16 protein-coding genes and 2 pseudogenes are annotated in these 19207 nt (G+C 71.6%); 8 read left to right on the plus strand and 10 right to left on the minus strand.

The window, feature by feature from the left end; genetic code table 11:
- Positions 1 to 3: 3 nt before the first annotated feature.
- Positions 4 to 1206, plus strand: coding sequence for a redox-regulated ATPase YchF (locus tag EAO78_RS06625; RefSeq protein ID WP_122105054.1), 1203 nt, complete (start codon positions 4 to 6; stop codon positions 1204 to 1206).
- A gap of 34 nt (positions 1207 to 1240) precedes the next feature.
- Here EAO78_RS06625 and EAO78_RS06630 read toward each other — a convergent pair whose 3' ends face one another.
- The gene (locus tag EAO78_RS06630; protein ID WP_122105055.1) at positions 1241 to 3145 is read right to left on the minus strand and encodes an aldehyde ferredoxin oxidoreductase family protein; all 1905 of its coding nucleotides are present in this window, start codon (positions 3143 to 3145) and stop codon (positions 1241 to 1243) included.
- A gap of 143 nt (positions 3146 to 3288) precedes the next feature.
- Between EAO78_RS06630 and yqeC the strand changes: the two genes are divergently transcribed.
- Positions 3289 to 4041 carry a selenium cofactor biosynthesis protein YqeC gene (gene yqeC / locus EAO78_RS06635; RefSeq protein WP_122105056.1) on the plus strand — a complete coding sequence of 251 codons (753 nt, stop codon included), beginning with the start codon at positions 3289 to 3291 and terminating at the stop codon, positions 4039 to 4041.
- 18 nt (positions 4042 to 4059) lie between these two features.
- On the opposite strand, the gene EAO78_RS06640 is transcribed toward yqeC, so the two are convergent.
- Together EAO78_RS06640 and solA are read right to left on the minus strand one after the other, a co-directional pair.
- Complete coding sequence (locus EAO78_RS06640) at positions 4060 to 5649, minus strand: hypothetical protein (RefSeq protein ID WP_122105057.1); 1590 nt, start codon at positions 5647 to 5649, stop codon at positions 4060 to 4062.
- A 139-nt stretch (positions 5650 to 5788) separates the two neighbouring features.
- Positions 5789 to 6934 (minus strand): N-methyl-L-tryptophan oxidase, encoded by a 1146-nt coding sequence (gene solA, locus EAO78_RS06645; protein WP_122105058.1) that lies wholly within the window; start codon positions 6932 to 6934, stop codon positions 5789 to 5791.
- Positions 6935 to 7131: 197 nt separating this feature from the next.
- On the opposite strand from solA, the pseudogene EAO78_RS06650 reads away from it, so the two are divergent.
- Both EAO78_RS06650 and EAO78_RS06655 read left to right on the plus strand, forming a co-directional pair.
- Positions 7132 to 7392, plus strand: a pseudogene (locus EAO78_RS06650) (HPr family phosphocarrier protein); the annotation flags it as partial.
- A gap of 92 nt (positions 7393 to 7484) precedes the next feature.
- Entirely contained in the window at positions 7485 to 9254 is a 1770-nt protein-coding gene (locus EAO78_RS06655; RefSeq protein ID WP_122105059.1) for a phosphoenolpyruvate--protein phosphotransferase, read from the plus strand.
- A 69-nt stretch (positions 9255 to 9323) separates the two neighbouring features.
- Here the strand turns inward: EAO78_RS06655 and EAO78_RS06660 are convergent, their stop codons facing one another.
- Genes EAO78_RS06660 through dhaK form a run of 3 tightly spaced genes read right to left on the minus strand, consistent with a single transcriptional unit; the run spans position 9324 to position 11544 of the window.
- The gene (locus EAO78_RS06660) at positions 9324 to 9755 is read right to left on the minus strand and encodes a PTS-dependent dihydroxyacetone kinase phosphotransferase subunit DhaM (protein ID WP_122105060.1); all 432 of its coding nucleotides are present in this window, start codon (positions 9753 to 9755) and stop codon (positions 9324 to 9326) included.
- Positions 9752 to 10549 carry a dihydroxyacetone kinase subunit DhaL gene (dhaL, locus tag EAO78_RS06665; protein WP_122105061.1) on the minus strand — a complete coding sequence of 266 codons (798 nt, stop codon included), beginning with the start codon at positions 10547 to 10549 and terminating at the stop codon, positions 9752 to 9754. The genes EAO78_RS06660 and dhaL overlap by 4 nt, the downstream gene beginning before the upstream one ends.
- On the minus strand, positions 10546 to 11544 hold the full coding sequence (gene dhaK, locus EAO78_RS06670) for a dihydroxyacetone kinase subunit DhaK (protein WP_122105062.1): 999 nt from the start codon (positions 11542 to 11544) through the stop codon (positions 10546 to 10548). Before dhaK ends, dhaL begins: the two co-directional genes overlap by 4 nt.
- A gap of 115 nt (positions 11545 to 11659) precedes the next feature.
- On the opposite strand from dhaK, the gene EAO78_RS06675 reads away from it, so the two are divergent.
- Positions 11660 to 13204, plus strand: a complete 1545-nt coding sequence (locus EAO78_RS06675; RefSeq protein WP_122105063.1) for an ATP-binding protein — start codon at positions 11660 to 11662, stop codon at positions 13202 to 13204.
- An 81-nt stretch (positions 13205 to 13285) separates the two neighbouring features.
- Positions 13286 to 13786, plus strand: coding sequence for a universal stress protein (locus EAO78_RS06680; protein ID WP_122105064.1), 501 nt, complete (start codon positions 13286 to 13288; stop codon positions 13784 to 13786).
- Positions 13787 to 13810: 24 nt separating this feature from the next.
- On the opposite strand, the gene EAO78_RS06685 is transcribed toward EAO78_RS06680, so the two are convergent.
- Positions 13811 to 14800: a biotin--[acetyl-CoA-carboxylase] ligase gene (locus EAO78_RS06685; RefSeq protein WP_122105065.1), complete on the minus strand. Its 990-nt coding sequence runs from the start codon at positions 14798 to 14800 to the stop codon at positions 13811 to 13813.
- A gap of 94 nt (positions 14801 to 14894) precedes the next feature.
- On the opposite strand from EAO78_RS06685, the gene EAO78_RS06690 reads away from it, so the two are divergent.
- Together EAO78_RS06690 and EAO78_RS06695 are read left to right on the plus strand one after the other, a co-directional pair.
- Positions 14895 to 16361, plus strand: a complete 1467-nt coding sequence (locus tag EAO78_RS06690) for a cobyrinate a,c-diamide synthase (RefSeq protein ID WP_122105066.1) — start codon at positions 14895 to 14897, stop codon at positions 16359 to 16361.
- A 217-nt stretch (positions 16362 to 16578) separates the two neighbouring features.
- Positions 16579 to 17166, plus strand: a complete 588-nt coding sequence (locus tag EAO78_RS06695) for a hypothetical protein (protein ID WP_122105067.1) — start codon at positions 16579 to 16581, stop codon at positions 17164 to 17166.
- Positions 17167 to 17314: 148 nt separating this feature from the next.
- Here EAO78_RS06695 and EAO78_RS18415 read toward each other — a convergent pair whose 3' ends face one another.
- From EAO78_RS18415 to EAO78_RS06705, 3 genes and pseudogenes are all read right to left on the minus strand, one after another.
- Positions 17315 to 17761, minus strand: a complete 447-nt coding sequence (locus EAO78_RS18415) for a hypothetical protein (protein WP_238987640.1) — start codon at positions 17759 to 17761, stop codon at positions 17315 to 17317.
- Between the two features lie 104 nt (positions 17762 to 17865).
- Positions 17866 to 18087 (minus strand): annotated as a pseudogene (locus tag EAO78_RS18790) (hypothetical protein); the annotation flags it as partial.
- Positions 18088 to 18132: 45 nt separating this feature from the next.
- Complete coding sequence (locus EAO78_RS06705; RefSeq protein WP_122105068.1) at positions 18133 to 19104, minus strand: DMT family transporter; 972 nt, start codon at positions 19102 to 19104, stop codon at positions 18133 to 18135.
- Between the last annotated feature and the right edge of the window lie 103 nt (positions 19105 to 19207).

Raw genomic sequence — 19207 nt, forward strand, 5'->3', positions numbered from 1 at the left:
GTAATGAGTTACCGGATCGGTCTCGTCGGTAAGCCCTCGGTGGGCAAATCGACGTTCTTCAACGCGGCGACGATGAACGACGTGCCCGAGGGAGCCTATCCCTTCACGACGATCGACCCGAGCGTGGGCGAGGCGTACGTCCGCGTCGAGTGTGCGGCACCGGAGTTCGACGAGACGTGTACGCCGAACGTCGGCGTCTGCCGCGACGGCACGCGGTTCGTCCCGATCGAACTCGTCGACGTGGCCGGGCTGGTTCCGGGCGCTCACGAGGGGCGCGGGCTCGGCAACCAGTTCCTCACCGACCTCAACGAGACGGACGCGCTGGTCCACGTCGTCGACTTCTCGGGGACGACCGACGTCGAGGGCGAGCGGACCGAGGGCCACGACCCCCGCGAGGACATCGACTTCCTCGAGGAGGAGCTCGACGCCTGGTACCTCGACGTGCTCGGCAAGGGCCTCGAGAAGTACGAGACGCGCTATCAGGGGTCGGAGGCCGCCATCGAGGAGGAGCTGGCCGAACAGATGTCCGCGTTCGGGATCACGAAGGACGGGATGAAGCAGGTGATCCTCGCCGAGGGTCTGGAACTCGAGCCCGAGACGTGGGACGAGGGGGACCGCGAGGAGCTCGCCCGCGAGATCAGAAAACGCACGAAGCCGATGGTGGTCGCGGCCAACAAGACCGACACGCCGGAAGCCAGGGAGAACTGGGCCGAGATCACCGCCGACCCCGACTACGACCACCTCTCGTTCGTCCCCGCCAGCGCCCACGCCGAGAAGGCGCTCAAGAACGCCGACGAGGCGGGCATCGTCGACTACACCGCCGGGGACGACGACTTCGAGGTCGTCGGGGACGTCTCGGGCGAGCAGGCCGCGGGCCTCGACGCGATCCGCGAGCACGTGACCGAGTACGGCGGGACCGGCGTACAGACGGCACTGGAGGCGGCCGTCTTCGACGTGCTCGGCTGTATCGCGGTGTTCCCGGGGTCGGCGAACGGTTCGAAGGACGAGAAGGGGGTCTTCCGCGACTGCTTCCTCCTTCCCGAGGGCGCGACGACGGAGGACTTCGCGTATCACATCCACTCGGACATCGGCGAGGGGCTGCTCCACGGCACCGACTGCCGGAGCGGCCGACAGGTCGGGACCGACCGCGAGCTCTCCCACCGCGACGTGATCGAACTGATCTCGACGAAGCAGGCGGCGCCGTAGCCGGCTCGATCCGCCCTCGCCGGGCGCCGTCGAGTCAGCGGCCGCCGGCTTCGTCCGCGACGACGGTCCCGTCCCCTGCCGTCAGGTCCAGGAGGTCGAGCCGATCGAGGAGTTCGGCCGTCGGACGTCCAGTACCGTCCCACTCCCGAACGGCGTAGTAGCCGTCGAGGAGGGCCTCGAACGCGTCGGGATCGAGCCCGTCGAGCGGGTCCGCGTCGTCACCGGCCGCTCGCGCGTCGTCGTCCCGTACCCCCGCGATCGCCGCCGGCAACGCGTCGTCGTCGCGGTCGAACCCCTCACGAACGTTGTACAGTCGGGTGAGCGTCCATACCCGCTCGCCGAGGGAGGCGAGGTCCGCCGGATCGTGGTCGTACCCGCGGGCGGCGAGCCACTCGGCGGCGACTGCGGCGTCGAACACGTCCTCGAGGAAGTCGTCGGCGACGAGACACCACAGCGCGGCTCGCCGGTCCTGCTCGGCCGCGACCGCGCGAGCGACGTCGTCGGGGTCGCGCGAGCGAGGGGCCATCGCGTCCACCTCGACCGGCCGGGCCCGACGGTGGCACGCGCCGCGGTCGCTGGTGGCGTACGCCAGCGCCATCGAGGTCGCCCCGCGCGGGTCGTACGAGGAGAGTTCCATCCCCTTCACCGTCGGGATCAGGTCGTCGCCGCCGAGACACGTCGCGGCGGCCGCGACGCCGTCGGCGAGGTCGTCTCCGAGCCGCGTCTCCCGAGCCGCGATCTGCTCGATCAGCGAGCGTGCGGCCGCCTCGTCTCCGAAGTCGACCTCGCGCTCGATCAGTCCCTCCTCGCCCGCGCGAACCGCCCAGGCGACCGCGTTGCCCGCGGATATCACGTCCATCCCGAGCCGGTCACAGACGCCGCCCAGCGCCGCGACCGCGTCGAAGTCGTCGATCCCGAGCCCCGCCCCGAGGACGATCGGGGTCGCCCCGCGAGGGACGCTGTCGGCGGCGGACGCGTCGTCCACGTCGGCCCCGACGTCCCCGTCGTCCTCTCCGTCCGTCGCTTCGTCCGTCTCGTCGACCCGCTCCTCCGTCTCCCCCGTCCCCTCGTCGTCGGGTATTCGGAACCCGCCGGGAACCGGGTCGTCCGCACGCTCGCGCCCCGTCGCGCGCTCCGTGGCGCGTTCGATCCCGATCGCCTCCGCGCCCTCGAAGCGTCGCTCCTGCCAGCCGCGGGTCGGGAGCACGCCCGCCTCGTTCGCGAAGTCGACCGTCTCGAGGGTGTCTCCCGCGGCCAGCCAGCGTCCCGAGTCGCTGTCGGCGAACGCCGCCCCGTCGCGCTCCCTGAGAGCCGCGAGCCGTCCGGAGGGCTCCGGCGGCGGGTCGCGTGCGACGACCGCCTTCAGCCGTTTCGATCCCATCACCGCGCCCGCACCGCCACGGCCGGCGTGGTGGTCTCCGCCGTCGGAGGCGATCGTCGCGTATCGCACCGCGTTCTCGCCCGCCGGGCCGACGCAAGCGACGGCCGCCTCCGGGAACCGGTCGTCCGCCGCCGCCGTGTCGAGCCCCCACAGGTCGCCCGCGGGCTCGATCGTCGCTTCGCCGTCCGAAACCGAGAGGACGACCGGCTCGTCGGCCGCGCCGGTGACGAGCACGCCGAGGTGTGGCCCGAGCGAGGCGGCGAGTCGCCCCGGAAAGGTGCCGCCGCCGTAGGAGTCGAGGAACGCACCGGTGAGCGGCGACTTCGTGATCGCCGCGTACCGCTGCTCGCCGGGGGTGTACCCGGTCAGGGGTCCGGTCATGAACGCGAGCGGGTTCGCGGGCGACTCCGGGTCGATCCCGCCGCCGGCCGCGTGGAGGTACCGAGCACCGAGACCCTTTCCGCCGACGTACCGCTCGAGCCACTCCTCGGGGACCGGATCGCTGTCGATCCGGCGGGTCGAGAGGTCGACGCGGAGGATCCGGTCCGGTGGGTCCATCGTCGTCGTTAGCCGCCGAAACGGGATTAAACCCCACGGTGTCGGCGACGAGTCGAGGACGCCCCCGCGTGAACCGTTCGACGGACCCCTCCTGCCGGGATCGACGCGCTTTCGACGCGGGGACCCCAGGAACGGACGCCATCATGAACGTCGTCGACGCGCTCGATGCGGGCGAGGGAACGACCTGTCTCGTCGGGGCCGGCGGGAAGAAGACGACGCTGTACGCGCTCGCCCCGCGTCTCGATCGGGCGATACTCACCGCGACGGTCCGGATCCCGATCTTCGACCGGCAGGTCTCGACGGTGCGGACGGCGGCGGATCCGGTCGACGAGCTCGCCGCGGTCCGCGAGGAGTACGCCGAGCGCGAGGAACCGCTTCCGTTTCCGCTCGGACTCGTCCCGGAACGCGAGCGAGAGGATCGATATCGAGGATACGATCCGGAGACGATCGATCGCCTCTCGGCCGCTCACGACGGCCCGGTCCTGGTGAAAGCCGACGGCGCGCGGACTCGACTGTTCAAGGCCCCGAACGACCGCGAGCCGCGGATTCCCGACGGGACCGACACCGTCGTTCCGGTGGCGAGCGCCCACGCCGTCGGCGAGCCGCTCTCGGAGGCGGCCGTTCACCGACCCGAGCGCGTGGCCGCGCTCGCCGACCTCGCGATCGACGACGAGATCACGCCGGAGGCGGTCGGGCGCGTCGTCGCCGACGAGGCGGGGGGACTGAAGGGAGTCCCGTCGTCCGCGACCGCGATCCCCCTGATAAACATGGTCGACGACGACGACGACGAGGCGGTCGCTCGAGAGATCGCCGCGGCGATCCACGAGCACGCCGACGTGCCGCGCGTCGTCCTCGCGCGGATGCGCGAGCCGGGAGTCGTCGCGGTCGTGACGTGACCCGGGTAGCCGGCGGCGTCAGGTGCCCGGCGGCCCGTGGACCGGTGGATCCTCCGTGGTTTCGTTCGCGTCGACGGTTTCGTTCGAGTCGCCGGTCCCGTTCGAATCGCCGGTCCCGTTCGAGTCGCCCGTCGACACCACGCTGACCGCGTCGGTCATCCAGCAGCCGTCGTACTCGCTGCCACCCTCGGTGAGCGAGGCGTCGGTGGCGTTCACCTTCCGCATCCGGAACTCGTAACTGCCGGTCGCGGAGCCGTTCTCGTACGTGACGACCCGCACCGTGGCGCGGTCGTCGTCGACCCCGAGCGGGGCGTACCACACGGCGTCGTGGGTGAGCATCGGTGCGTAGTTCGATCCCTCGAAGAGGTCGACGAACCGTCCGAAGGTGCTCACGGCCTGGCGGTTCCGCGGCGACGCGAACCGTCTCGTCGTCCGGATCCCGTCGTTGGTCGCCGGGTCGTTGTATCGAAGGGCGTTCATCTGGATCTGGACGACGTGAAGCGGTCCGCGCTCGCAGGTCGGCTCGAGGGCGGTCGCCCGTTCGGCCGTCGACCCGTTCCGGTCCGTCGCCCCGGCTTCGTCGAACGATCCGAACGAGTCCGCCACGCCGGTGTAGGTCCCGGAGTCGCCCAGGTCGACCGATTCGGTCGGATCGGTCGAGGACGACTCGCTCGAACCACCCGGTCCTTGACCGCCGTCAACCGCGTCCTCCCCGCTCGCCGACGGCATGTCGTCGCCCGGATCGAGACGATCGCCGATCCCCTCGGTGAGAGACGGACCGGTCAGCGACGCGGCACCCGCGACCGCCGCGAGCAGGACCACGACGACCACCGCGGTCGCGAGCCGACCACGGCGGACGTCGGCGTCGTGCCGCCGGGACCCTGTGCCCTCGTCGTCGGACGCGGCGGTGGCGATCGCGCCGTCATCGTTACCGATCGTCTCCCCGCCGCCGGGGGCCGTCCGGTCCACTGCGACGCCGGGGCTTGGACGGGAGGACGACGCCATCGGCTCCGGTTCGGTCGAGGCGGCTCCAGTCGATCGATCCGCCGCCATCGGGCTCTCGGCGGTTCGATCCTCGATGAGTCGATCCCCGGCCGTCCGGCCCCCGACCGCTCCCGCGGTCGCGTCGTTACCTCCCGCCGATTCCCGGCCTTCCGATCCCCGGTCTACCGACTCTCGGCCTACCGACGTCCGGTCGTACGACTCCGAACGGGCCGGCATCCCGAGGAACCGCTCACACGCCGACTCGGCGTCGGCCATCGGAAGGGCGTACAGGAGACGGCCTCTGAGGTCATCCGGAGAGACCGTCTCGAGACCGGCATCGGGAGACACCGAGCCCTCGTCGGGGAGCACGACCGCATCCGGATGGGCGGTAGCGTCGCCGTCGCCGGCGCGTATCGCCTCGAGCACCGCGTCCGACGCCGCGGGCGCGACGACGAGATCGGTTCGACTGCCGCCGTTCCGCACCGTGACGACTGGAGGATCGACATCGACCTCCTCGCCGGTCGCCGCCCACAACTCGGCGACGAACGCCACGAGGTCGTCCGGGTCGAGGGAGTCGAGCGCGTCCGCGAACTCGTCGGGCGGGATCGGTGCGGGATCGGTCACTGGTGGGCCCCCATGTGCTGTTCGTTGTATGCGTCGTGTTCACTTCCCGCTTGCGCTGCTCGTCAGCGACTCTGGAAGGGTCTCGGAGGGCCCGCGACGATCGACGGCGTCGATCGCGCGACGGTCGCGACGGTCCCCGTCAGAGCCGGTCGATCGAGTGCGCCGAGACGTCGAGGTCGGTCCCGCCCTCGGTCGCGAAGTCGGCCAAGACCTCGCCGGTGGCGCTCGCGAACTTGAACCCGTGACCGGTGAACCCGGTACCGACGGTGACCGAGTCGTACCCCGGCACCCGCCCGAGCACGAAGTCCTCGTCCGAGGAGTACGACTGGATACAGGTCCGCAACGCCAGCGTGGGGCCGGCCCCCTTCGGGAAGAACTCCTCCGCGAAGCGACGGTGGAGCTCCTCCTCGGCCGCGGTCGGCTCACGATCCATCCGGTCGGGATCGACGACCTCCCGCTGGTCGCCGGAGTAGCCGAACTTGAACCCCGGCACGTCGTGGACCGGGAAGCCGTAGCCGCCGCCGTCCTGGCCCCGGAGCACGAAGACGGGGAACCGATCGGGGGAGAACAGCTCCGGCTCCGTCGGCTGAAGCCAGGCCATGAGCGCGCGGACCGGGACCGCGTCGTCGGCGACCTCGGGCAACAGCTCGGCGGTCCACGGCCCCGCCGTCACGACGAGCTCGTCCGCCTCGTAGCGTCCCTCGTCCGTGCGGACCCGGACGCCGTCTCCCGTCTCCGACCAGTCGATGGCACGCTCTCGGGCGCGGACCGTCGCCCCCTCGGCGTGGGCGGCCTCGACGTGGGAGCTCACGCAGCGCTCGCAGTCGAGGTACCCGCCCTCGGGCTGGAAGACCGCCTCGAAGTCGCTCGGCAGGTCGTAGCCGGGGAACCGCTCGTTGACCTCGTCCCCGGAGAGGTCCTCGTAGTCGACGTCGTGGGCCGCACACGCCTCGCGGGCGTTCGCGACCACGTCCGTGCCCGGCGCGCCCGCGTGGACGGACCCGGTGACGGTCAGGAGGTCGCGGCCGGTCCGCTCCTCCAGGTCGCGCCAGCGCTCGTAGGCGCGCTCGACGAGCGGCACGTACTCCGGTCCCTCCTGTTGGGCCTTCCGGATGATCCGGGTGCTGCCGTGGGAGGAGCCCATCGCGTGTGGAACGTCGTACCGCTCGATCCCGAGCACGTCGAGGCCGCGCCGTGCCAGCTCGTAGACCGTCGCGCTGCCGACGCCACCGACGCCGACGACGATCGCGTCGTACCGGTCGTTTCCGCTCCGTGTATCGCTCATGGTTCCGACAGACGGCCGGAGTGCAAAATCCCCCGAGATCCGGCGGTTCCGTCCGGGAACCGCGAGCGAGCTCGATCGGGATCGCGGGCGAACGCGACGGGCACCGACGGACGACGCCGGACGACGCCGGGCACCGACGGACGACGCCGGACGCGCTCGGACGAGAGTATAATACCCGTCGCGTCGGAACGGAGGGTATGGAACGGATCGTCGAGGTGGTGCCGGAGGCGGGGTTACACGCGAGACCGGCCTCGAAGCTCGTCAAGACGGTCAACCGATTCGACGCGGACGTCTCGGTCGGCCGCGCCGCCGACGGCGACGACGGATCGGTCCGCGCCGACAGCATGCTCGCGGTGACCGGGCTCAACGTCGGACACGGGGAATCGGTCAGGATCGTCGCCGACGGGCCGGACGCCGAGGCGGCGCTCGACGCGATCGAGGACCTGCTGACGAGCCCGGTCGAGGACGGGAACGGAGGCGAGGAGAACGGAGGCGGGGAGAACGGCAACGGAAGCGAGCACGCCGAGGACGACGCGGAGGGCGACCCGTAGTGACGGGACCGACGACGCTGACGGGGATCGGAAGCACCCCCCGAACCGGAGTCGGGACCGCGCGGTGGTACCGCGGGGGAGCGGACCTGACGCTGCCGGACCGCCCCGACCCCTCGACGGTCGACCCCGCGATCGAGCGCGAGCGGTTCGAGGCCGCCCGGGAGGAGGCCCGCGAGGCGATCCGACTGGCACGCGACCGAGCTGAAGCGCGCGTCGGCGGGGAGGAAGCGGCCGTCTTCGACGCCCACGAGGCGTTCCTCGACGACCCGGGGATCGTCGACGACGTCGAGGACGCCATCGCGGACGGGACCCCCGCCGAGCACGCGGTTCGCGACCGGTTCGAGGCGGCGATCGGGCAGTTCGAGGGGATGGACGGGCGGATGGCCGAGCGCGCCGACGACCTCAGGGACGTACGGGACCGGCTGTTGCGCGCGCTGCTCGACGCCCCGACGCCGACCGACCTCTCGACGCTCCCGGCGGGCACGGTCCTGCTGGCCGAGCGGCTGACCCCGAGCGACACGGCCGAGTTGGACCCGGCGGCGGTGGCGGGGATCGCGACCGTCGCCGGCGGACGGACCTCTCACGCGGCGATCATCGCGCGATCGTTGTCGATCCCGGCGGTCGTCGGCGTCGTCGACGCGCTCGCCGAGGTCGCGGACGGAACCGAGGTCCTCGTCGACGGCGAGGCCGGCGAGGTCGTCGTCGAGCCCGGCGAGAAGCGACGGGCTGCGGCGCTCCGCAAGGACGACGCGCCGGTGGTCCCCGAACCGGTCTCGACCGCCGACGGTCGGGCGATCGAGGTCGCCGCGAACGTCGGGAGCGGGGCGGAGGTGCCGCCCGCGAGCGACCGCGGCGCGGACGGGATCGGCCTGTTCCGGAGCGAGTTCCTCTTTCTCGACCGCGAGTCGCCGCCGGACGAGGAGGAGCAGTACGAGGCGGTCGTCGCGGCGCTCGAGGCGTTTCCCGACGACCGGATCGTCGTGCGGACCCTCGACGTCGGCGGGGATAAGCAGGTTCCCTACCTCGACCTCCCGGAGGAGCCCAACCCGTTCCTGGGACGACGGGGGATCCGACTCTCCCTCGAGGAGCACGCCGACCTCTTCGAGACGCAGCTGCGCGCGCTGTTGCGGGCCGCCGCACACGGGAGGGACGGAAACGGAGGCGGCGGTAGCGAGGGCGACGGTGCTAGCGACGACGATCGCGACGACCGCGGCGGTCTCGCGGTCATGTTCCCGATGGTCTCGCGGGTCGAGGAGGTCGAGGCCGCGCTCGACCGCGTGGAGTCGGTTGCCGCCGACCTCGCGGCCGAGGGGGTAGACCACGCCGTCCCGGAGCTCGGTGCGATGGTCGAGACGCCGGCCGCGTCGTACCTCGCGGACGCGCTCGCCGCCCGGCTCGACTTCCTGAGCGTCGGGACGAACGACCTCGCCGGATACGTGATGGCCGCCGACCGCGAGAGCGACGCGGTGGCCGACTACCACGATCCGCTCCACCCGGCGGTGTTGCGGGCGATCGACCGGACGACGGCGGGCGCGGAGGGGACCGACGCCTGGGTCGGCATGTGCGGCGAGATGGCGGGCGACCCCGAGTTGACCGAGCTGTCGGTCGGATTCGGACTCGACGAACTCAGCATGAGCGCGGTCACGATCCCGGCGGTCAAAGAGCGCGTTCGGGAGGTCGACTCGGCGGAGGCACGCGAGCTGGCCGAGGCGGTACTCCGCTGCGAGACGCGTGCCGAAGTCCGCGACGTGCTCGGTCTGGACGAGTGACGTGCCCGGTCCGTCTCGGCGGCTGACGCGGCCGGTCCGGTCACCGTCCAGTCCGATCCTCGGGAGGTCTCAGACCTTCGAGATCTCGCTCGCCGCCTCGGCCTGCTCGCGGACCGACTCGAGCGTGGCGCTCGGGTCGGTGGCGGCGACCGCGGCGTTGACCGCGCCCTCGAGCACGGGCGCGTCGGCGATGACCGCGTCGACGTCCGAGAGCTCGATGGCGACCTCGGCGTTCATCACCGCACTCCCGAGGTCGACGAGGACGACGACGCCGTCGCTCGGGTCGTCGTCCGCACCCGAGTCGCCTCCGTTCCCGCTTCTCCCCACGTCGCCGGCGGCCACGAGGGCGTCCTCGATGTCGTCCGGAACGGTCCCGATCCCGCCCCGTCCGTCGCCGCCGACCGCCTCGATCCGGGTCTCGCCCGCCATCTCGGCCGCGATCTCGACTATCCCCTCGGCGGCCCGCGCGCTGTGTGAGACCACGACGAGTCCGACCGTCACTCCGCTCCCTCCGGGGTCGCGTCGTCCGATCCCGCTTCGTCCGCCTCCGCGTCTTCCGCCTCCGTGTCGTCCGGGATCGTCGGCGAACTCGCGTCCGTCTCGGGCACCTCGGCGTCGAGCCGGTCGGCCGCGACCTCGAGAACCTCCTCCAGGAGGAACAGCGTGCTCGTCGCGCCGGGGTCCTGGTGGCCGACCGACCGCCACCCGAGGTACGAGGCGCGGCCCTTCCGCGCCCGGATCGGGACCGTGAACGCGACGCCGCGCTCGGCCGCGTCGACCGCCTTCGCCAGCGCCTCCAGCGGATCGAGGTCGTCGACCTCGACGGACTTCTTGAACGTGTGGACCGCCGGCGTCAGCGCGTCGACCATCGTCCCGTCGCCGATCCGGGCGTCGCCACGGTCCTCGACCTTCTCGAGGTACGTCTCCGCGAACGCGACCGCGGTCTCGGCGGTGACCCCGTCCGCGAGTTCCGCGCCCGCGAACACGAGCGAGCCGCCGAAGAGCGGTCCCGACGCGCCGCCGACCTCGGACATGAGCGTCTTGCCGACCGTCTTCGCGACCGTCTCCGGGTTCGGATCCTCGAGGTCGCGGGCGGCGTCCGCGGCCTTCGCCCACCCGCGGGCCATGTTGCCGCCGTGGTCCGCGTCGCCGATGGCCGAGTCGAGGTCGGTCAGGTGATCGCGTTCCGCCTCGATCCGTTCGGCGACGGCCTCGACGGCCGCGACCACTGCCTCGCCGTCCTCACGCTCGTCGTCCGCGTGCTCGTCGCTCGCGCGCTCGTTCTCCTCGCTCATGAGACGGTGAGCGCGGGGGTGTCGGTCGTCGCGTCGAACAGCTCCTTCAGCTCGTCGTCAACGGCACACACGGTGATCGAGACGCCGGCCATGTCCAGCGAGGTCATGTAGTCGCCGACCCACGCGTCGTGGACCGAGAGGTCGCGTTCGCCGAGCAGCTCCCGGAGCCGTCGGTTGACGACGAACAGCTCCATCTGTGGCGTCCCGCCCATGCCGTTGACTATCGTCACGACCTCCCGGCCCGGTTCGAGTTCGAGATCCTCGAGGACTGCCTCGGTCAGCTCCTCGGTCACCTCGTCGGCCGACATCACGTCGGTCCGCTCGGTTCCCGGCTCGCCGTGGATCCCGATCCCGAGCTCGATCTCGTCGTCGCCGAGGTCGAAGGTCGGCTCGCCCTTCTCGGGGGTGACACACGAGGTGAGCGCCATCCCCATCGTGGCGACGTTGTCGACGGTCTTCTCGGCGACCCGCTTGACCTCCGGGAGGTCGGCTCCCGCCGCCGCCTTCGCGCCGGCGGCCTTGTGGACGAGGATCGTCCCGCAGACGCCGCGCCGGCCGGAGGTGTAAAGGGAGTCCTCGACGGCCACGTCGTCGTCGACGACGACGCTCTCGACCGTCGCGCCCTCCATCTCGGCGAGTTCGATGGCCGTCTCGAAGTTCATCACGTCTCCCTCGTAGTTCTTGATGACACAGAGGACGCCGGCGTCGCCGTCGCAGGCGGCGATCAGTTCCTCGAACTCGTCGGCGGTCGGCGAGGAGAAGACGCCGCCCGCGGCCGCCCCGTCGAGCATGCCGTCGCCGACGTAGCCCGCGTGGGTGGGCTCGTGGCCGCTCCCGCCGCCGGTGACGATCCCGACCTTCCCGTCAAGCGGCGCGTCCTCGCGGACGAGCACCTGCGTGTCCGGGAGCCTGCGGAGCCTGTCGGGGTGTGCCGCGGTCATTCCGTCGAGCATCTCGTCGACCACGTCGTCGGGATCGTTGATGAGCTTCTTCATGATCGATTAGAATGTTACTCCGTGATCAATTAAAGATAGTGGCGAGAACGGGATCCAACCGACGTATGCGGGCGTTTTATGCCGTTCTGCGCCGATCGTCACATGAGTTGACGGCATGAACGAGCCCTCCACGGACCCGCCCGCCGACTCCCCGATCGAGGTCGCGTACCTCCCGGGTTCCGCGGGAGCCACGGGCGGGGTCGACCGTGCGTGGCCGACGGCCGGCGAGCTCTCGGTCGGGAACGTCGAGTCGCTCCCGTCGATCGCGGCGCTCGAGGCCCACGGGGTCTCGACGGTCGACTGTCTCGTGACCTCGTTCGGGCTGGCCGACGGGACCGCAGTGGAGCTCCTCGACGCGATCACGGAACGCGCCGATGCCCCGCCGGTCGTGCTCGTCGCCCCCGTCGAGGACGAATCCGTTCCCGTCGAGACGGTGGAGTTCCCCTTCGACGCGGTCGTGCCGGTACGCGCGGAGGCGGATGCCGCCGACGTCGCCGAGCGGATCGACCGCGCGGTCAGGCGGACGATCCCTCCACGGTCGCCGCGGATAGACCCGGCGTTCGACCGGCGACTCGACGACGACGTTCTCGAAGACGACACTCCCGAAGACGACGCTCTCGACGCTCTCGGGGTCGACGAGTGGAAACGCCGGGTCCTCGACCAGCTGTTCACCGAGATACCGCTTCACATGTTCGTGAAGGACCGGGAGGCCCGAAACGTGATGGTGAGCGAGGCGAGCGTCGGCCGACGGATCCACCGGTTCAGCGACGAGTACCTCGGGCAACGCGACGTCGACGGCGTCGTCCCCGTCGAGGAGGGTAGGGGGCCGTATCTGGACGACCTCTCGGTGCTTCGGACGGGCGACCCGATCCTCGAGAAGGAGAAACACTACCCGACCAGCGACCGCTGGTTTCTCACCTCGAAGGTCCCCCTCCGCGACGACGACGGCCGAGTGATCGGCCTCGTCGGGGTCGCACAGGAGATAACCGCCCAGAAGCACCGTGAGCGCCAACTCGAGACGGTGAATCACCTCGTCAGACACACGATGCGAAACGACCTCAACGCCATCACCGGGTGGCTCGACGTGCTGCGGGAGGGAGACGTCTCCGGCGACGAAACGGACGACGAGGTGCTCGATCGGGTTCGACGGATCGCCGACGGGTTGTGCGGCAAGATCGACAAACAGCAGGCCGTCGTCGACGTCCTCACCGGGTCGAACGAGACCGAGTCGCGTGACCTCTCGTGGGTCGTGGGTCGGGAAGTCGCCGCCCTCGACGAGGAACACGGGGCGGCGACGATCCGCGCGGACGTCGAGGAACGAGTGTCCGCGGTCGTGACCGACGACGTGGGACGGGTCCTCGTCGAGCTGGTCGAGAACGCGGTCGTCCACGCGGAGCGGGCGGACCCCCGCGTCGAGGTGGTCCTGGAGAACGGCGGGGACGAGGCGGTCCTCCGCGTGCTCGACCGGTGTCCGGCGATCCCGATCGACGAGCGGGAGGTCCTCACGGGAACGCGACCCATCGACCAACTGAACCACAGCTCCGGGCTCGGGCTGTGGATGGCGCGGTGGATCGTCGAGAACGCCGACGGAACCATCGACTTCCGGGTCCGCGAGGACGGCGGCAACGAGGTCGTCGTGACGCTGCCGAGCGAGGAGTGAGCCCGTCGACTCGACGCACTCGACCGCATCCGCGGGATCACGGGGAGATATATATCCTCCGGGTGCATGGGTCATGATAACATGGCCTTGTACGACCGGGTCCTGGTTCCGACCGACGGCTCTCCGAAGGGGAAACGCGCCGTCGAACACGCGCTCGCGCTCGCGGCGGTCCACGACGCGGCGGTCCACGCGCTGTACGTGGTCGACACGGCGAGTTACGCCGGGACCGGCATGGAGGCCACCTGGACGGGGATAGACGAGATGCTCCGAGAGGACGCCGACGAGGCGGTCGCCCAGGTCGCGGCGCTGGCGGAGGGGACCGACGTCGCCGTCGAGACGAGCGTCGTCGAGGGGTCGCCGGGGCGCGAGATCGTTCGACATGCGACCGACGCCGGCTGCGACCTGATCGTGATGGGGACGCACGGTCGCGGCGGGATCGACCGGCTGCTGCTCGGGAGCGTCGCCGAGCGCGTCGTGCGCCGCTCGCCGGTTCCGGTGTTGACCGTCCGGCTGGGCGAGGAGGCGGAGCCGACGAGGGCAGCCGAGGAGCCGGAGGCGGCCGAGACGGCCGAGGACGGCTGAGCGAGTCTGCGAGGGGCGACCCGCCTACCGGACGTCCGCGTCCCGCAGGTGCTCGCAGTCGCCGGCGTGGACCCGCGTTCGCCCCTCGTCGGTCTCGACGACGAGCGCGCCGGGGGGCTCGACATCGACCGCCCTCCCGGTCACGGTTCCCCCCGGGGTCTCGACGCGTACCCGCCGACCGAGCGTGCTCGCTCGCTCCCGCCACGCCGAAAGGACCGCGTCGGGATCGGCGGCCAACTCGGCGTATCGCTCGAGGAGTCGAGCCAGGAACCGGCGGCGGTCGACGTCCTCGCCGCGTTCGGCCCGCAACGAGGTCGCGCCGGCCGGCAGCGTCCCCGGATCGAGGTTCGCGTTGACGCCGACCCCGACGACGAGCCAGGAGACGCGGTCGGCCTCGCCCTCCATCTCGGTGAGGACCCCGGCGAGCTTTCGACCGCCGCGATCGGGACGGTCCGAACGGCCGGGACGATCGTCGCCACCCCCCGCCTCGGGTCCCGCCACGAGCACGTCGTTCGGCCACTTGATCGTCGCGTCGACGCCGGCCTCCCGGCAGGCGTCGGCGACGGCCACCGCGGCCGCGAGCGTGAAAAGCGGAGCGCGGGCCGGAGCCACGGCGGGGCGGGTCAGGACCGAGACCCAGACGCCGCCGCTCGGCGCGACCCACTCGCGGTCCAACCGCCCGCGCCCGCCGGTCTGTTCGTCCGCCACGACGGCGACGTCGGTCCCGCCGTCCGCCGCCAGCGTCCGCGCTCGATCGTTCGTCGAGGGAAGGCTCTCGTGATGCTCGACGACGTACGGCGCGTCGAGTCCGAACTCGATGCCCGCCGCACAGTACGCGGGGTCGGCCGGCGCGACGTAGCCGTCGGCGGCGGATTCGACCGCGAATCCCTCCTCGCGGAGCCCCTCGACCGCCTTCCAGACGGCCGCGCGAGAGACGCCGAGCTCGTCGGCGAGCGCCGGCCCAGACACCGGTCCCGACTCGAGCGCGGAGAGGAGGGCGCGACGCGTGTCCATGCCCCCCACATGCCGCGGGGTCCGGAAAGCCGTTCCGAGTCGGCCGTGCCGGCCGGACGGATCGCTTTTCTCCGGGTGGTCGCTATCGGGTCACATGCACGGACTCGTCCTCGGCGGGACCGCCTCGGGCGTCGGGAAGACCGTCGCGGCGCTCGCCGTCTCGCGGGCGCTCGCCGACGCCGGCTACGACCCGATCCCGGCGAAGGCGGGTCCCGACTACATCGACCCGAGCCACCACGCCGCCGCGCTCGACCGCCCCTCCCGGACGCTCGACACCTGGATGCAGGGGGTCGAGGGCGTCCGGCGGAACCTCCACCGGGCGGTCGGCGGCGGAACGTCTCCCGGCTCCGCCCCCGCCGCCGGCGACGACCCCGAGCGCGTCGCGGTCGTCGAGGGAATGATGGGGTTGTACGACGGGTCGGCCACGTCGACGGCGGCGACCGCGGCGGCGCTCGACGTCCCGGTCGTCCTCGTCGTGGACGCGGGCGCGGGCATGCAGAGCGTCGGCGCGACCGCCCTCGGGTTCCGCGAGTACGCGGCGCACGCCGACCTGCCGGCGGACGTACGGGAACGCGTCGACGACCCCCGCGTCGACGTGGTCGGCGTGGTCGCCCAGAAGGCCCACGCCGGCCGCCACGCCGACGGGATCCGCGAGGCGCTCCCCGACGGGATCGCCTGGCTGGGGCATATCCCGCCGGCGGAGGGGCTGACGGTCCCGGACCGACACCTCGGATTGGAGATGGGCGACGAGACCCCGGTCCCCGAGGCCGCGATCGCGGAGGCCGCGGAGACGATCGACGGCGAGGCGGTCGCGCGGGTCGCCGAGGCGGTCGCACGCCCGAAGCCGAGGAACGACGGCGCTCGTCCGGGCTCCGAAACCGGCGGGAGCGACGGCGACCGCCCGACCGTCGCGGTCGCCGCCGACGACGCGTTCCGGTTCGTCTACCCCGCGACCTGGGATCGGCTCCGCGGGTTGGCGACCGTCGAGCCGTTCGCCCCGGTCGCCGGCGACGACCTCCCCGACTGTGACGCCGTCTACCTCCCCGGCGGCTACCCCGAGAACCACGCCGCCGCGCTCTCGTCGTCGCCGGCCCTGTCGACGCTCGCGGACCGGGCCGCGGACGGGCTCCCGGTGCTCGGCGAGTGCGGCGGGTTGATGGCGTTGTCCGCGTCGCTGACGACCGTTGACGGGGAGACACACCGTATGGCGGGGGTCCTCCCGGGCGGCGTCCGGATGCACGACCGGTACCGCGCGCTCGACCACGTCGAGCTGCGTGCGACCGCCGACGGCGTCACCGCCGCGGCCGGCGAGCGTCACCGCGGCCACGAGTTCCACTACTCCAGTCACGCGCTCGGGAACGGGGGCGGGGGTCATCCCGAAGCGACGCCCGACGCCGACGCCCGGTTCGCCTTCGAGGTCGCTCGAGGCGAGGGGATCGACGGCGACCACGACGGGCTCGTCGCCCACCGGACCCTCGGGACCTACGCGCACCGCCACCCGGCGAGCGGGGCGTTCGATCGGCTCGTGTCGGCGGCGGCGGAGTACGCGGGGGGCCCGTGACGCGGGGCGGGGAGCCGGCGATCCGGTCCGCTCCGGCGTCTCTCCGGGAGACACCGCGTTTCCGGTGAACCGACGGACGGCGATCGCTCCAAATCGCCCGTCGATCCGGGACGATCTCCGACACGAAACGACCGTTTCCGAGCGTTTCGTGTGCGTTTTCGACCGTTCACTCCCGGTCGGCACAAGACACAAGTCCTCACGGACGGGACCTGAGGGTATGCAACCCTCCAAGGAGCGGGAGGCCGGAGAGACCCGGGATGCCGGGGACGACGACCCGCTCGACGACCTCGACGACCTCCTCGACGACGACCTCGCGGGCGGCGGGGAGTCCGGCGGCGTCGACACCGACGCCACGCCGGAGGCGTCCGCCGGATCGGCGGAGACGACCCGATCCGCCGCCGGCTCGGGTCGGATCGGCGTCGACGGTCGCTGGTTCTCGCTCAAGAGCTTCGCTGTCGCCGTGCTCGCCGTCGTCCTCGGAACCGTCCTCGTCGGCCTGGTCCCGCTCGTCGGCGGAGCGATCGGCGGCGTGGCGGGCGTGCTGCTCGGAACCTTCCTCGTCGGCTTGATCTTCGCTTCGCCCAACTACGTCGAGACGGGCTTCGCCGGGGCGCTCGCGGGTGCCGGAACCGCCGTATCGAGCGTTCTCGGCGTCGGGTTCCTCCCGATCGGGATCGACTACCTCGGCCAGTGGGGGCTCCCGCTGCTCGCGGTCGGCGGCGGCGTAGGACTCCTCTGCGGGCTCGTCGGGCACTACTTCGGCCGCGACCTCCGTGCGGGCGTCACCGGCGAACTCCCGGAGTGAACCACGCAGTACGCCGGTCGGTTACTCGGGATCGAACTCGAAGACCAGCGCCGAACACTCCTCACAGGCCAACACGGGGAGATCCGGGTCGCGCTGGACACCGCCGGGGCCGCCACAGCAGTTCCGCCGGACCGTCTCGGCGACGTCGTCACCACAGACCGGACACGTCCGGACGAAGGTTCGGAGCGGCCGCGCGGATCTCCGACGGAACGTCGAACGCGGCGAGCGTCTCCGCCGCCGCGGTCTCGGCGATCGCCACCGGCCGCGAGAGCCAGACGGGGCGGTCGCCCGCGATCCGGATCCGGATCCGTGCACCTCCCCGCGGGGTCGTCGCCGGCGGCCGCGGCCGCGATCGGCCAGCGCGGACTCGGGAGATCCCGCAGGTCGGCCATTCGTTCCTCGAACGCCTCGCGGTGGTCGTCCGCCAGCCGGAGGTCCTCGCCGGCCTCGACGAGGACGCCGGCCTCCAGGAGCGCCGCGAGCAGTGCCTCGGGATCGGCGGCGGCGTCGGAGCCGGCGTCGAGGTGGTCGGAGCCGGGATCGGCGCTTTCATCGGGGCCATCGACGTCTTCACCGGCTTCGTCGATCCGTTCACCGGACCCGTCGGCGGCCGTTTCGCGGACGACCTCGTCGTCGGCCGTTCCGCGAGAGACGCCGTCGGCGATCGAGCTCCGGACCGACGTCGAACGGGAGCGGCTCGACGAGACTCGGCGCGAACCGCGGCGTCCCGGGGACGACGTACCCGCGAAGGTAGACGAGCGAGCTCCCACCGAGCGGGGCGAGCGGACCGAGCGGGGCGAACGCGACACCCGCGACCGCGGCGGCGACGACGATCGCGAGGTTGACGGCGGTACACGGCCAACAGCGGTTCTCGCCCGTGTGTTCGGGTCGACGAAGCGTGTCGAGTGCGGTCTCGTCGATCCGTGGGTCCCCCGCCGGTAAGGACGTTCCGGGGAGCGCCCCCCGCTACGAACCGAATCCGTGGTGGCTCGCGACGTAGGCGGCGATCTCCCGGCGTTCCAGCGCGGCGAAGCCGGCGAGGATGGCGACGAATCCGAGGATCGCCTCCCCGCCGATCAGGTGACCGAGCACGATCCAGCTCCCGACGGCGGCGACGACCGGCTCGACGTAGCTCACGAGGTGGAGCTGCGTCGGGCCGACGGCGTCCAGGAGCGCGAAGTAGAGGAGGAACCCGACGATCCCGGAGAGGACCGTGAGGTACGTCAGCGAGACGATAGAGGTCGCGTTCCACACGATCGAGGCGGGCGACTCGCCCGTGACGGCTGCCCCGCCGAAGAGCAGCCCCGCCCCGACCACCATCGCCCATCCCTGGAGTGCGGCGATCGGGAGGTCGGTTCGGAGCGGCCGCAGGAGAACGGCACCGACCGAGAAGGAGACCGCGGAGAGGAACACCAACGCGACGCCCAGAAGCTCCGGAGAGAGGCCGCCGAGGAGGGCACCGTCGCCTCCGGCCATGAGTCCCGCCCCGCCGGGGTCGGCGATCACGGCGACGCCGATCACGCCGAGGGCGAACCCGCCGATCTCGAGCGGGCCGAGCCGCTCGTTCGGCAACAGGAGCGCGGCGAACGCGGCGGTCAACACCGGCGAGAGGCTGACGATCACGGCGGCGATCGCGCCCGAAACGTGGAGTTCGCCCACGTACAGGAGGCCGTGGTACGCCGCGATCACGAGGGCGCCCGCGACGCCGACGCCGAGCCACTCGTCTGGATCGCGGGGGATCCAGCGGTCGGAGACGACGGTCGCGTACGCCAACACGGCGACCCCGGCGAGCGCGTACCGAACGCCCGCGAAGAGCAGCGGCGGGAAGTACGCCAATCCGGCCTCGATCGCGACGAACGAACTGCCCCACAGCGCCGCGAGCAGCAGGAACGCGCCGACGGTACCGGTGGGAGACGAAAGGAGATCTCTCGTGTACATTGGATACAGTATTGGTATTTCCGGATATATTTAAACTAATCTCTAAATAGGGACGATATTTTTGATTATGGATCACACATATGATGTTCGTTCAATATCCGTC

It is taken from the genome of Halobellus captivus (assembly GCF_003697845.1).
In the GTDB taxonomy this organism is placed as follows: domain Archaea; phylum Halobacteriota; class Halobacteria; order Halobacteriales; family Haloferacaceae; genus Halorubrum; species Halorubrum glutamatedens.

Bases quoted from the DNA above. Each gene is read 5' to 3' on its own strand.
- EAO78_RS06625 (WP_122105054.1), top strand. From the start codon at position 4: ATGAGTTACCGGATCGGTCTCGTCGGTAAGCCCTCGGTGGGCAAATCG.
- EAO78_RS06630 (WP_122105055.1), bottom strand. From the start codon at position 3,145: ATGGACCCACCGGACCGGATCCTCCGCGTCGACCTCTCGACCCGCCGG.
- yqeC (WP_122105056.1), top strand. From the start codon at position 3,289: ATGAACGTCGTCGACGCGCTCGATGCGGGCGAGGGAACGACCTGTCTC.
- solA (WP_122105058.1), bottom strand. From the start codon at position 6,934: ATGAGCGATACACGGAGCGGAAACGACCGGTACGACGCGATCGTCGTC.
- dhaL (WP_122105061.1), bottom strand. From the start codon at position 10,549: ATGAGCGAGGAGAACGAGCGCGCGAGCGACGAGCACGCGGACGACGAG.
- dhaK (WP_122105062.1), bottom strand. From the start codon at position 11,544: ATGAAGAAGCTCATCAACGATCCCGACGACGTGGTCGACGAGATGCTC.
- EAO78_RS06675 (WP_122105063.1), top strand. From the start codon at position 11,660: ATGAACGAGCCCTCCACGGACCCGCCCGCCGACTCCCCGATCGAGGTC.
- EAO78_RS06680 (WP_122105064.1), top strand. From the start codon at position 13,286: ATGGCCTTGTACGACCGGGTCCTGGTTCCGACCGACGGCTCTCCGAAG.
- EAO78_RS06685 (WP_122105065.1), bottom strand. From the start codon at position 14,800: ATGGACACGCGTCGCGCCCTCCTCTCCGCGCTCGAGTCGGGACCGGTG.
- EAO78_RS06690 (WP_122105066.1), top strand. From the start codon at position 14,895: ATGCACGGACTCGTCCTCGGCGGGACCGCCTCGGGCGTCGGGAAGACC.
- EAO78_RS06695 (WP_122105067.1), top strand. From the start codon at position 16,579: ATGCAACCCTCCAAGGAGCGGGAGGCCGGAGAGACCCGGGATGCCGGG.
- EAO78_RS06705 (WP_122105068.1), bottom strand. From the start codon at position 19,104: ATGTACACGAGAGATCTCCTTTCGTCTCCCACCGGTACCGTCGGCGCG.